The 12,079-nt window shown below is 45.6% G+C and carries 15 protein-coding genes; all 15 read right to left on the bottom strand.

Going from position 1 to position 12,079, the window contains the following annotated elements:
- Positions 1-153: 153 nt before the first annotated feature.
- Positions 154-825, bottom strand: a complete 672-nt coding sequence (locus HCN83_RS14740; RefSeq protein ID WP_168008637.1) for an LrgB family protein — start codon at positions 823-825, stop codon at positions 154-156.
- Positions 822-1,187 carry a CidA/LrgA family protein gene (locus HCN83_RS14735; protein WP_168008635.1) on the bottom strand — a complete coding sequence of 122 codons (366 nt, stop codon included), beginning with the start codon at positions 1,185-1,187 and terminating at the stop codon, positions 822-824. Before HCN83_RS14735 ends, HCN83_RS14740 begins: the two co-directional genes overlap by 4 nt.
- A gap of 122 nt (positions 1,188-1,309) precedes the next feature.
- A complete protein-coding gene (locus HCN83_RS14730; RefSeq protein WP_168008634.1) occupies positions 1,310-1,462 on the bottom strand; it encodes a BH0509 family protein in 153 nt (50 codons plus the stop codon).
- Positions 1,463-1,638: 176 nt separating this feature from the next.
- Positions 1,639-1,974 carry a hypothetical protein gene (locus tag HCN83_RS14725; RefSeq protein WP_168008632.1) on the bottom strand — a complete coding sequence of 112 codons (336 nt, stop codon included), beginning with the start codon at positions 1,972-1,974 and terminating at the stop codon, positions 1,639-1,641.
- A gap of 324 nt (positions 1,975-2,298) precedes the next feature.
- Positions 2,299-2,832 (bottom strand): GNAT family N-acetyltransferase, encoded by a 534-nt coding sequence (locus tag HCN83_RS14720; RefSeq protein ID WP_168008630.1) that lies wholly within the window; start codon positions 2,830-2,832, stop codon positions 2,299-2,301.
- A gap of 1 nt (position 2,833) precedes the next feature.
- Complete coding sequence (locus HCN83_RS14715; RefSeq protein ID WP_168008628.1) at positions 2,834-3,967, bottom strand: DEAD/DEAH box helicase; 1,134 nt, start codon at positions 3,965-3,967, stop codon at positions 2,834-2,836.
- Between the two features lie 98 nt (positions 3,968-4,065).
- Entirely contained in the window at positions 4,066-5,517 is a 1,452-nt protein-coding gene (gene aldA, locus HCN83_RS14710; protein ID WP_168008626.1) for an aldehyde dehydrogenase, read from the bottom strand.
- A 132-nt stretch (positions 5,518-5,649) separates the two neighbouring features.
- A complete protein-coding gene (locus HCN83_RS14705; RefSeq protein WP_168008624.1) occupies positions 5,650-5,799 on the bottom strand; it encodes a hypothetical protein in 150 nt (49 codons plus the stop codon).
- 34 nt (positions 5,800-5,833) lie between these two features.
- Positions 5,834-6,847, bottom strand: coding sequence for a glycosyltransferase family 2 protein (locus HCN83_RS14700; RefSeq protein WP_168008622.1), 1,014 nt, complete (start codon positions 6,845-6,847; stop codon positions 5,834-5,836).
- 2 nt (positions 6,848-6,849) lie between these two features.
- On the bottom strand, positions 6,850-7,773 hold the full coding sequence (locus HCN83_RS14695) for a metallophosphoesterase (protein ID WP_168008620.1): 924 nt from the start codon (positions 7,771-7,773) through the stop codon (positions 6,850-6,852).
- A 9-nt stretch (positions 7,774-7,782) separates the two neighbouring features.
- Entirely contained in the window at positions 7,783-8,388 is a 606-nt protein-coding gene (locus HCN83_RS14690; RefSeq protein ID WP_168008618.1) for a sugar transferase, read from the bottom strand.
- Positions 8,369-8,950: a dTDP-4-dehydrorhamnose 3,5-epimerase gene (gene rfbC, locus HCN83_RS14685; protein WP_168008616.1), complete on the bottom strand. Its 582-nt coding sequence runs from the start codon at positions 8,948-8,950 to the stop codon at positions 8,369-8,371. The genes HCN83_RS14690 and rfbC overlap by 20 nt, the downstream gene beginning before the upstream one ends.
- The gene (gene rfbB, locus HCN83_RS14680) at positions 8,947-9,918 is read right to left on the bottom strand and encodes a dTDP-glucose 4,6-dehydratase (RefSeq protein WP_168008614.1); all 972 of its coding nucleotides are present in this window, start codon (positions 9,916-9,918) and stop codon (positions 8,947-8,949) included. The genes rfbC and rfbB overlap by 4 nt, the downstream gene beginning before the upstream one ends.
- Before the next feature lie 15 nt (positions 9,919-9,933).
- Positions 9,934-10,833 carry a glucose-1-phosphate thymidylyltransferase RfbA gene (gene rfbA, locus HCN83_RS14675; RefSeq protein WP_168008611.1) on the bottom strand — a complete coding sequence of 300 codons (900 nt, stop codon included), beginning with the start codon at positions 10,831-10,833 and terminating at the stop codon, positions 9,934-9,936.
- Positions 10,830-11,870 carry a UDP-glucose 4-epimerase GalE gene (galE, locus tag HCN83_RS14670; RefSeq protein WP_168008609.1) on the bottom strand — a complete coding sequence of 347 codons (1,041 nt, stop codon included), beginning with the start codon at positions 11,868-11,870 and terminating at the stop codon, positions 10,830-10,832. The genes rfbA and galE overlap by 4 nt, the downstream gene beginning before the upstream one ends.
- Positions 11,871-12,079 lie beyond the last annotated feature (209 nt).

The following is a 12,079-nucleotide window of genomic DNA, read 5'->3' as shown; positions in this document are numbered from 1 at the left end:
GCGTCCGGCTTCCTTCAGATTCCGGGTCGCCCCGGACACCCTTGCCATTCGCTAACGGTTCCCATTGCCAAGCCCGTAGTGGACTTTCACCACCAAGCTGTCAGACATGCCGGGCACACGCCTGAAAGCCGCTCCCAGTCCGGGAGCGGCTTTTTAAAGGAGTCCGGGCATCAGGGCGAGCATGCAGCTGAGCACGATTCCTGCAAGTGCCATGGCGACTGCAGATGATGCACCTTCCTCACTGCTCTCCTGTACCATCTGCGCAGTGCCGATCCCGTGGGCAACAGCTCCGACTGCTGTTCCCCGTGCGTACAAAGATGTAACGCGTAATTTTGTTAATAAGGCAGGGCCGGCTGCCGCTCCTATAATACCTGTAAACATGACGTGCAAAATAACGAGTTCCGGATCTCCGCCGTAAAGGGCAACGAGCTCAAGTGCGATGGGCACCGTCACCGTTCGAGCTGCAAATGTAGCAGTCAGTACGGAACCGGCCTGTACAAAGACAGCAACTGTGAGGGTCAGAATTAATGCGGCGGCAGTGCCAGCAGTAATACTTGCAACCATCGGCCAGATAACTTGTCTTATTTTTACCCTGTGCTGATAAACCGGCACCGCAAGCGCAGTAGTAGCCGGACCAAGCATGAAGGCCGCGGCCGACAGCGTCAGACTGTAGTCATTCGCACTTGCACCAAACAGCGCTGCTGCAGCGAGAACAAGTGCTGTCGATACAACAACCGGGTTCAGGTATATTTTTGGCCATTTTTTATATGCTCGAACAGCAATTGTAAAGAACATAATGGTGAGAAATAAAAGCAAATAGCTCACTGCTGCCACCTCCGTTCCAAGTACTGAAAAATCAGCCCGCCTGCGGCAATAGCAGCAATAGTTGTCACAGTCAATATCAGGAGCTGCTCCACAGATACCAGCCCATCAGCTGCCGGTCCAAGTAGAGCTGCTACGCAAAACGGCACAAATAAGAGTCCTAAGTAACGCAGGATGGCTGCAGCTCCTACCTGTACAAATGCTTCAGGCAGAATACCTGAGAACAACAGGAACATCAAGATCACCATTCCGGCTACGTTTGCCGGCACCGGAAGAGCGGTCAGCTGAACAAGCCAGACTGCTGCCTGATATATAATGAATAGGATTCCAATCTGCAGGATAACCCTGCCGGCATATTGCATCATAACGTCTCCCCCAACTAACCAGCTATTCACGGTCTGCGTTCGCAGAATAAGAGCATCCGGTACCTTACCCCGGATGCTCTTATCCTATAGCTTATTAACCTATCATACCGCTTTTACCAGCTTCAGACCAGCTCTTCATACGTTTCATATGTCTCATATGCTCTCGTATAGAGGTGATCCACATCCTCATCACTCATCCTCATCATTCTTTCTGCTGATACATGCTTTACCTTCTGGATAAATGTGATCATGTTTTCTCTTTCTGTACGTTTCATGTGAACCGCCTCCTCTGTATTAATACAGTTTTTATAATGTAAAGTTATTGTATAACAGATTAATTTGAAGCGCAAGCCTTTTTCTGATTATTTTTATATTTCTTTTAAATTGCTTAAAATAGGAAAAAGCCCGCTGCCGGAATTATTCCGGCAGCGGGCTGTGATATCGTTTACTTTTAATGGCCACGGTAGTGTTTCTGGTGCTTTCTGTACACATCATCAGCGAAATACCATCGGTTCGACTTGTTATAGATCAGAGCACTTTCGGCAATTTCACTTAGCAGTTTATCAACATCATCAGCGTTCAGCTTCTCTTTAAAAACGATTTGATTCAGCTCTGCTGCTGTGTACCCTTTACCTGATGACTGCTGCAGAAACGATAATAGCTTCACCCTTTTTTTCTGCCGCGCGTCTTCTCTCCATTTACCTGAAAACATATTCTTTAGCGGTCCGGCAGATACAATGCCCAGTCCAAATCCAATCAGTACAAGAATCAAATCATATAGCCACATAAAAAATCCGCCTTTACTTCGCTGTGTGATCAGTTACAACATCGTTCTGTTTATCATTCTGCTCCAATTAGGCACCTTGCGTGATCAGCCAGATGAATAAACTGATCCAAGTCTTACTCGTGATCTGGAAATATACTGATCCTTATGCTGGCTTTTACTAGGATACTGCCGTCTTCAGTCAACACGAATTTAAACTCTTCAATTAACGTGTTCACCATGAACCACAGCATGTCAACACGGAAAAGGTTGTACAGGATGAGTTCAATTTCACTCTGACTTCGCACCACCTGACTCAAGATGCTTTTTCCAGTTTTCTTTAATATATCAGCTGTTAACAAGGGGTCTTTTGGTTGATTCCCAGCCGAAAGCAGACTGCGTATAGGATTTTCCTGCGATAGTAACATCCGTCTCATAAACAAGCTCTGCTCCCTCGGTTTCAAAGAATAAACGGTGAGACGTCTTGCCTAAATGCCAAAGTGCAGCTCTACGGTGACCGAGACCGCTCAAATGCTCGAGTGCTGTGTGCAAAAGCCCGGTGCCAAACCCTTTCCGCTGAAAATCAGGATGCACAAACAACCCGTAAATTTCACCGCTGTAGCGCATGCGAAGCTTCGCATCACGCATCGTACCTGATAGTACAAACCCGCAAAGCCTGCTTTCATCTGCTGCTACATACATTGCGTTCCCGCCGCTGATTGCAGAGGGAAGACTGTTCTCCCAGCGCTTAATACGCTCGTTCATCGTCCAGCTTTTCAATGCATCACCGTGCAGCATATCACCGTAGGTATGGAGCCATGTATCAACATGGACAGCAGCAATTTCTCTGGCGTCTGCTTCGACAGCTTTCCGAATCAGCATGTTAAACACTCCTTTTTTTCTTCAGCACTCCATACTCAATTTCTGCTTCGTAAAGGCGCACTTTCAAAATAGCAGCAATTTCTTTCATTCGAGCTGTTTCACTTTCCGTTAATAAGGAAACCATTGTACCGCTTCTGCCAGCTCGTCCCGTGCGGCCTGAGCGATGGACATATTGATTCACATCATTTGGAAGATCCAGTTGAATCACGTGCGTTACCTGTTCAATATCCATTCCACGCGACGCAACGTCAGTCGTCATCAGAAGTCTCGATTCACCGTCCCGAAAGCCTCTTAATGCTTTTTCTCTTTCCTGCTTTGATGTTTCCCCGTGCAGCACAGCAGGTTTCCGGCCTTTGAATTCCAGTTTGCCGGCAGCCTGTTCAAGCTGATAGCGGTCATTGCAGAACACGATTGCATAAACATCACCCATGGAACTTAACTTTTGCAGGTGCTTCATTTTATCTCGCAAAGCTCCTTTCAGCACGAGATGCTCCACGTCACCGTCAGCTTCAGCTGTCCGTGTGATGCGGATCACTTCAGCTTCACCGGTCCACTCCTTTGCTTCTGCAACCGTCCGCTTAGGAAGCGTAGCCGAGACGATAAACTTGCGGCAGTCTCGCTGTACAGCTCCCGCTATCCTTCCCGCTGCCTCGCGGTGCTCTTTAGAAAACAGCTGATCGGCCTCATCAAAAACAAGCGTTTTAACAGCATGCATTTTTAATTTTTTCTGCTCAATAAGTTCCAGCAGCCGTCCAGGAGTTCCGGTAATAACAGCAGGCTTTTTTTTCAGCTTCTCGAGCTGCCTCTTTACATTCGCTCCTCCAATTAATGGGGCACACGTAAATGTCGAACCAGACGTCCAGGTCTGCGCTTCTTCATGAACCTGCATAGCAAGTTCTCTTGACGAAACTACAATAACAGTCTGAGGTTGTTTTTCCTGCTCATCCATATGATGAAGAGCCGGCAGCAAGTAGGCAAGCGTCTTACCGGAGCCGGTTGGTGCTTCGCATATGATATTCTGCTGCTGAAGCGCAGCTGGAATCATTTTCTCCTGCACTGGTGTTAATTTTTCATAAGCAGCCTTTTCCCAATTTTCCCTAAGAAAAGGACGTAATTCATTTAATTGTTCTGTCATAGTAGGTCCTCATTTCTGCATATCTATCTCATCTATTGTACAGGAGACAAGACCTTTGCCGCAATGCACTAAAAAGCCGGCAGCCGCCGGCTTTTTAGTTACTCGTTTGTTTGCTTGTATTGCATGTAGACGACTTGCGTGCTCAGAAAATCTCCGAGACCATGTTTTCCGTCTGTCCCGCCTATACCGGACTTCCTAAAGCCTGCATGATAGCCCTGAACCGCTTCGAAGTTTTCACGGTTTACAAACGTTTCACCGAATCGAAGACCGTTTGTAAGCTGCATCGCTTCGTTATAGTTTTCTGTGAAAATGGAGGACGACAGTCCGTAATCAGAGTCGTTAGCTTTATCGATTACTTCTTCAATTTCAGTAAACGTAACAATCGGAAGAACCGGTCCGAATATCTCCTCCTGAATGATCTCCATATCCTGTGTCGCATTTGAGATGACAGTTGGTTCGTAGAAGAACCCTTTTTCAGTGTCTGCACGTTTTCCGCCGGTTAAGACGCTGGCTCCGGCTTTTACTGCGCCCTGAACCATTTCGTCCACCTCTTTCAGCCTGTCTTCACTGACGAGAGGTCCCATGTCAAGCGACTTATCCTGCAGCGGATCTCCAAAGGTAACCTGCTTCATTTCTTCTGTAATTTTATTCGTAAATTCCTCCGCTACGTCCTCATGTACATAAACTCTTTCTGCGTTTGTACATGCCTGACCAGCATTAATGATTCGGCTTTTCGTTATATTTTTAACTGCCGTGTCTAAATCAGCATGCTTTGTCACGATGGCAGGCGCTTTTCCACCAAGTTCCAGATTCACTTTGGTGATGTTTTGAGCAGCTGCTTCCATTACTTTAACACCTGCAGGAACGCTTCCGGTCATCGTAACCATTTCCACTTTTTTGTGGGAAGCCAGAGCATTACCAATTGTGGAACCTTTACCCGTAATGAAGTTATATACTCCTTTAGGGAGTATATCCATATTGTGAACCAATTCCGTGAAAAAAGCAGCTGTGTTCGGCGTCTGCTGACTTGGCTTCAATACGATTGTACAACCTGCCATCAATGCAGTAGCCACTTTCCGTGCCAATATAAATACAGGGAAATTCCAAGGCACGATACCTGCTACTACCCCAATTGGGCGCCGGTGAATGAATATATTCTCATTTGGACGATCGCTGGGAACGATTTCTCCCTCAATCCGTCTCGACCATTCCGACATATATTGAAAATAATCAAGTGCTAAATCGACTTCTCCTGAAGCCATTTCGTCGCTTTTTCCCTGCTCTTCTATAAGAAGTCGAATGAAATCGTCACGGTGCTCCGTCATTTTCTGACCTATTTCCCGTACGATTCGGCCTCGCTCATTTGTCGGCACTGAACCCCAGCTTTTTTGTGCATCAGATGCTGCCTGAACGGCCTTTTCCACATCTTCCTCCGTTCCGTTGTAGATCGAAGAAATAACTTCCTCTGTTGCTGGATTGATCACATCAATGGTTTCCTTTGTTGATGATTCCGTATACGAACCGTTAATATACAATTTATGTGTTTTCATGAAAAGACTACCTCCTAGTAAGTGATAGTCTGTATGTACCCTTTCAAGCGGTAACGATAAACCGGTACCTTTCAAAACGTAAGCTGCATGTCACCAAAAACAAGCTGCCGGCACCCTTAGGCACTGGCAGCTTTAGTGTAGTGGCTTTTCCTTATCCTTAACGTCATGATCTTCCGCATCTTTACTTTCATAAACCGGACCGCCTTCACTGATCATGTTCTCAACTGCTGCTTCATAAGCTGTCTTGTCTGTTTCGAGAATGAGAGGAATTCGTCGCTTCATCCAGCCCACCTCCCTTAAGAATCTATTCCCGAATTCAATCAATTAAAAACTGAAAATTCAGTTTTTTATTCGTCTCTGACAGTTTTCGCCTGACCGATTCAAAAAGCTGATGAAGATAAGGGTGCACATAAAATATCTGCAGTTCAAATTTGCCTTTTTTTCTTATAAAGCTTTTGTTTTCTTTAAAAAATGTTTTGTAGTCCCGGGCAAACTGCTTTTGGTAATTGCTAAGATTTTTAGCCATCCTGTAATGAATAATGTACATATGAAGAGTCATCGTCGCCTGCTTTGCACACCACTCCCATTTTCCTTGATTTTTAAAAAACTGCATGCGGTCTGCGTAAGCACTAAAAACGTCTGCCCGAAGTTTGTGATAAGGAGAGTTCATAAAACTTTCTGCATTATGATAGTAGTAATAAAGCGTTTTATTTATAAACGCTATACCATCAGACGCTTTAATAATATGGTGAATGACATGTTCATCGTCACATCCTTTTCCAGCCGGGTACTGTATTGAATCGAATATTGTATGATGATACAGCTTATTCCAAGGAACAACTAATTGAAACGCAAATGGATGAAATAGAAGCTCCAACGCTTCATCTTCAGTTAAAATGGACTCCTCACTTATAGTTGAATCATTTTGCTCATTTATTAATTCCAAACTTCTTCGCTCTGTTTTAACAGCTTTACACATCGCCAAGCGTACATTCGTTCGCTTTATGGCTTCATATAATGATTTAAGCATATCATGATGAAAATAATCATCTTGATCTAAGAAAGCGATATAGGTTCCTTTTGCGCATGCTATTCCGTGGTTCCGGGTTTTGGCCAGACCTTCGTTTTCTTTATCTATCACTCTTATACGTTCGTCTTTCTTCTCGTATTCTCTCAGGATATTCAAACTGCCGTCTGACGAACCATCGTTGATACAAATTATTTCGAAATTCTCCATACTCTGAAGAAGCACGCTCTCCAAAGCAAAGGGCAAAAACGATTCACCGTTGTAAACTGGTACTATGACACTTATTTCAGGAGTATTCCTCATACTTATCCCCTCTTCAGTTCAATAAGATTCACTTCCGGAGGATTGAACAGTCTCGTATTCAAGAAACCGCTTGACCCCAATCCGGTGCTGACATACTGTTGGATACCCGCGTATTCCCAAAGACCCTTCACTCTGTCCTGAGGGGGGAAAAGCCCAAACCTGCTGTAGTAAGCTTCCGGTACCAGCAATGCTCCATAAAAAGGAATGCGGATTTCTCCTCCATGATAATGGCCGGCGATGTGAAGATCGATATCCGGCAGATTTATTGCCGGATCCTCTTTATAAATGTCCAGTCTTATATCAGGAAGAGGATAATGATAAATCGACAATACAACCGATTCTTCCAAATCAGCATTTATCATCTCTTGATCAAGTGCTGCAACATGTTCGCTTTGCGGGTTCGTGCGGTTCGAAGTTCCGTAGCGGAGCAGCATGTCGAAATCTGCAACTATAATTGACTCTCCCCGCCGCTCGATACGATAAACAGAATCAAGCAGCGTTACCCCGCGTTCAGAAAGTCCCTCGACCAGAATATTTTTCATGCCATCGCGTTCATAGACCGGCAGGAATGCATCAGGATCCGTATTTCCGCCTACGAACAAAGCGTCATTCAAATTGTGCATTCCTTCAATTAAATCGTAAACAGGCTGCGTATTGGTACTGTATTCATCATCAAGCAGGTCGCCAGTGAATATGGGCATATCATAATCGAGCTCATTAATGACTTCCGTAAGCTTATCCTGCCTTGAGCCAAATGTCTGTTCATGAAGGTCTGTGATTTGCAGAAGTGTAAATCCTTCAAACGCCTCCGGCAAGCCGTCGATATACAGGGTTTCCTTCACTACCTGGATATGGGCATTGCTGTGCCAGTAAAGGCCGATTCCGATCATGATACCTACCGCTGCAATCAATGCGGCTTTTTTCATTCACTTCACCTACCGTCCTGCTTCAGCATGCGGTGCACGCTTATACTTTTGAACGCCACCTTCCTGATCAATTCCTTCGCGCTTTAACACTTTTATAAACGTAAGCCAGAGAATTTTCATATCCATCATGAACGTGCGGCTGGAAGCATATGTCACGTCAAAAGCAAATTTCTCTTCCCATGACAGATTATTGCGTCCGCTGATTTGAGCGAGCCCTGTAATGCCTGGTTTCACGGTATGACGAAGCCGCTGTTCATCCGTATACTCACTTAAGTATTCTACAAGCAGAGGCCGCGGTCCTACGAGGCTGAGCTCTCCCTTAAGCACGTTCCAGAGCTGAGGAAGTTCATCCAGGCTCCACCTTCTGATCATCGCTCCAGCACGTGTCATTCGTAAAGAATCCGGCAGGAGATCTCCCTTTTCGTCCGTTTCGTCTGTCATCGTTCGGAATTTGTACAGAAAAAACAATTCTTCATGAAGGCCGGGCCGCAGCTGTTTAAATAGAACCGGTCCTCCCATAGTTTTTTTGATTAAAAGAGCCGTAAAGCCGATAACCGGACTCAGAATGATAAGCAGCGTCAGGGCAGCTGCGGCATCAACGAACCTTTTCCCCATCATTAATTCCTCCTTTAACACCCGGGAGCCTGGCAAACTGAAAGACTGGCAGCTGTTCATCTTTCTGAGAGAGAACAGGCTTCAGTGCCGGCCAGCTGATATTCAGCTGATGATCCGACCAGTGAATACCTGCTTCGTGTTCAGGAGCGTAATACGCATCTGTTTTATACAGCACTTCTGTATCAGGTACAAGGGTCATGAAAGCATGCCCGCATCCTGCCGGTACATAAAGCTGCTTTCGATTATCCGAAGTCAGTTCGACCGCTGCATGCTGCAGAAACGTCGGAGAATCCCGGCGAAGGTCAATCACTACATCGTATATGCTTCCCCTGATACAGCGGACTAATTTGGCTTGTTCATATGGCGGCAGCTGATAATGAATACCTCTTAACGTTCCTGCAAATTTAGAATACAAATGGTTTTCTTGCACAAATCTCTGGTCAAGCCCTAATGATTGCAAATGACTTTCTCTAAAAACTTCCATAAAATATCCTCTGTTATCCTCAAAAAGATTCGGTTCAAATTCGTAACAATCTACAACATTTAACCTTGAAATCCTCATGCCGTTCCCACCTTTCGTAAACGGTCCTGTCGTTTTGGCTCCCACCAGTTTCGATTCTCTCTATACCAGGAAATCGTTTCTTTCAGACCGCTCGTGATCGAATAAGCCGGCTGCCACCCTAGTTCCTTCTTTATCTTCGATGCATCTACCGCATAGCGCCGGTCATGACCCATCCTGTCGGGAACGAATGAAATAAGAGAATCAGGCTTCCCGAGTTCTCTCAAAATCTCTGAAACGATTTCCAGGTTTGTCATTTCAGAGGATCCTCCGATATTATAGACGTTACCGGAAGTTCCATTCATCAGCACAAGCTCAATCGCACGGCAATGATCATCGACGTGCAGCCAATCTCTGACATTTAAACCATCTCCATAAACCGGAAGCGGCTGATGATGCATAGCACAGCTGATCATCCTGGGGATCAGCTTTTCAGGAAATTGGTATGGCCCATAATTATTGGAACACCGAGTTACCATTACTTGCATCCCATACGTATTTTCATAAGCAAGCGCCAGCATATCAGCGGCTGCTTTGCTGGCTGAGTAAGGACTGCTCGGCTGAATAGGAGACTGCTCATGGAAGGATCCTGAAGGACCGAGGCTGCCGTACACTTCATCAGTTGAGACTTGAACAAACCTGGTAACACCTGCTTTTCTCGCTTCTTCAAGCATGATGTGTGTTCCCGTGACGTTTGTTTCTGTAAAGGCAAGCGGACCCGCAATGCTGCGGTCCACATGACTTTCTGCTGCGGCATGTATAACCGCGTCGATCTGATAGTGATTCAACAGGTAGCGGACAGATTTCGTATCACAAATATCTGCTTTGACCGGATGCCGTTGTTCTGAAAACGCCTGAATATCTCCTGCGTAGGTGAGTTTGTCCAAATTAACGACCATGTGATGTTGCTCTAAGCGTTTTACAAGATGCCTGCCAATGAACCCGGCTCCCCCGGTGACTAGAATATTCATGATAATCCCCTTTCTTTAGATAACTGTAAGCTTAGGCATATGCGGTGAATCGATTTCTGCGATTCGTTCCAGGTATTTGCCGTATTCCGTTTTACGGAGCGGTATTGCAAGCTCCAGGAGCTCCGGTTTCGTAATATATCCTTTGATATACGCAATCTCTTCCAGACATGCTACTTTCAAACTCTGCCTTTTCTCGATTATTTCAATAAACTGGGAAGCTTCCAGAAGCGATTCATGCGTTCCGGTATCAAGCCAGGCAAAGCCTCTGCCAAGCAGCTCCACTCGCAGATCATCTTCTTGCAGATACTGGTCCAGTACATCTGTAATTTCAATTTCTCCTCTTGCAGACGGAACGACCTGTTTGGCAAATTGAACTACTCTGCTGTCAAAGAAGTAGAGACCCGTGATTGCATAGCTTGATTTAGGCTGCAGCGGCTTTTCTTCAACAGACAATACGTCTCCGTGCTCATTAAATTCCACAACTCCGAATCGTTCAGGATCTTTGACATTATATCCAAAAACAGTTGCACCTCTGTTTGTTTCCCGAACCTTTGTTAAATGCTGCGTAAACTCATGCCCGTAAAAAATATTATCACCCAGAATTAATGCAACATCGTCTGATCCGATGAAGGACTCGCCAACTAAAAATGCATCTGCCAGTCCTTTAGCTTCTTTCTGAACGGCGTAGGAAATAGAAATGCCGAGGTCTTCACCGCTTCCTAAAAGCTGTGAGAACCTCGGCGTATCTTCTTCTGTTGAGATGATTAAGATTTCTTTAATACCTGCCAGCATCAAAACCGAAAGCGGGTAGTAAATCATCGGCTTATCATAAACCGGAAGCAGCTGCTTGGACATTGATTTCGTCAGCGGGTAAAGCCGGGTGCCTTTCCCGCCAGCGAGAATAATTCCTTTCATGACGTTTCCACCTCCATCATATTATCACTGCGGTAGCCTGCGGGATTCTTCTGCTGCCAGTTCCAGCTGTCACGGCACATATCTTCCAGTCCAAGCATCGCTTTCCAGCCCAGCTCCTTCTCCGCCTTACACGTATTTGCGAAACTGACAGCTGCATCTCCAGGGCGCCTTTTCGTAATCACATAAGGGATTTTTCTTCCTGAAACAAAGCGGAACATGTGAACGAGTTCCAGAACGCTGGTACCGTAGCCGGTGCCGAGATTATATACATGGTAGCCGTTTCGTACCTTACCTTTGTTAATAGCGGCAATATGGCCCCTGGCCAAGTCCTGAACATGAATGTAATCTCGGATACCTGTTCCGTCTGCAGTTTCATAATCGTTTCCGAAAACCTGCAGATAACCCCGTCTTCCGGCAGCCACCTGAGTAACGAACGGCGCTAAATTGTTTGGGATACCTAGCGGGTCTTCTCCGATCAGCCCGCTGCGGTGCGCACCGATTGGATTAAAATAGCGAAGTGCGGTAATGCACATCTCTGGATATGCGGCTGACGTATCCATTAGCATTTCTTCAATCATTTTTTTTGTTCGTCCATACGGATTAGTTGTTAGAAGCGGTGCATCTTCCGTTACCGGCATTTGTGCTCCATCTCCATAAACGGTGGCGGAAGAAGAAAAAACGAGATTAAGGCAGTTAAACGCGCGCATTGCTTTTAAAATCTGTATCATTGTACCAAGATTGTGATCAAAATAGGCGACAGGCTGTTCATTTGATTCTCCTACCGCTTTCAATCCGGCAAAATGAATCACTGCGTCCGGACGCTCATTTCGAAAAATTCTCGTTACCGTTTCTTCTCTGCGCAGATCAGCAAAGTAGCAGGGGACCTCTGAATCTGTAATCGTTCGGATTCGTTTCACCGCTTCCAGACTGCTGTTGCTGAAATTATCGGCAATAACAATACGGCAGCCTGCTTCAATAAGCTCGACTGCCGTATGGCTTCCTATATACCCGGCACCGCCGGTGATGAGTACTTTCATGCCGGCTCCTCCCTCAATAAAGTTTTATTTCCTCGCGAATACTCACGTATTCTCTTAATTTTATAAACACTCTTTAGGTGCTAGACCACCTGCATATAGATAAATATGGTATGATATTCATTTTTTTACAGGTCAGAGACCATCCTGACGTCCAAACTGGATACATTTGGAAGTAGAGATATGACCGTGCTTCTTTTCCTCCACACCGT

This window comes from Alkalicoccus luteus, from assembly GCF_012034335.1.
GTDB lineage: Bacteria > Bacillota > Bacilli > Bacillales > Salisediminibacteriaceae > Alkalicoccus > Alkalicoccus luteus_A.
Note: the sequence above shows the minus strand (reverse complement) of the source record. Positions and strands in the feature narration are given on the sequence as shown.

Excerpts from the sequence above, each read along its gene's own strand:
- HCN83_RS14735 (WP_168008635.1), bottom strand. The coding sequence starts at position 1,187 with ATGATGCAATATGCCGGCAGGGTTATCCTGCAGATTGGAATCCTATTC.
- HCN83_RS14730 (WP_168008634.1), bottom strand. The coding sequence starts at position 1,462 with ATGAAACGTACAGAAAGAGAAAACATGATCACATTTATCCAGAAGGTA.
- HCN83_RS14725 (WP_168008632.1), bottom strand. The coding sequence starts at position 1,974 with ATGTGGCTATATGATTTGATTCTTGTACTGATTGGATTTGGACTGGGC.
- HCN83_RS14720 (WP_168008630.1), bottom strand. The coding sequence starts at position 2,832 with ATGCTGATTCGGAAAGCTGTCGAAGCAGACGCCAGAGAAATTGCTGCT.
- HCN83_RS14715 (WP_168008628.1), bottom strand. The coding sequence starts at position 3,967 with ATGACAGAACAATTAAATGAATTACGTCCTTTTCTTAGGGAAAATTGG.
- aldA (WP_168008626.1), bottom strand. The coding sequence starts at position 5,517 with ATGAAAACACATAAATTGTATATTAACGGTTCGTATACGGAATCATCA.
- HCN83_RS14705 (WP_168008624.1), bottom strand. The coding sequence starts at position 5,799 with ATGAAGCGACGAATTCCTCTCATTCTCGAAACAGACAAGACAGCTTAT.
- HCN83_RS14700 (WP_168008622.1), bottom strand. The coding sequence starts at position 6,847 with ATGAGGAATACTCCTGAAATAAGTGTCATAGTACCAGTTTACAACGGT.
- HCN83_RS14695 (WP_168008620.1), bottom strand. The coding sequence starts at position 7,773 with ATGAAAAAAGCCGCATTGATTGCAGCGGTAGGTATCATGATCGGAATC.
- HCN83_RS14690 (WP_168008618.1), bottom strand. The coding sequence starts at position 8,388 with ATGGGGAAAAGGTTCGTTGATGCCGCAGCTGCCCTGACGCTGCTTATC.
- rfbC (WP_168008616.1), bottom strand. The coding sequence starts at position 8,950 with ATGAGGATTTCAAGGTTAAATGTTGTAGATTGTTACGAATTTGAACCG.
- rfbB (WP_168008614.1), bottom strand. The coding sequence starts at position 9,918 with ATGAATATTCTAGTCACCGGGGGAGCCGGGTTCATTGGCAGGCATCTT.
- rfbA (WP_168008611.1), bottom strand. The coding sequence starts at position 10,833 with ATGAAAGGAATTATTCTCGCTGGCGGGAAAGGCACCCGGCTTTACCCG.
- galE (WP_168008609.1), bottom strand. The coding sequence starts at position 11,870 with ATGAAAGTACTCATCACCGGCGGTGCCGGGTATATAGGAAGCCATACG.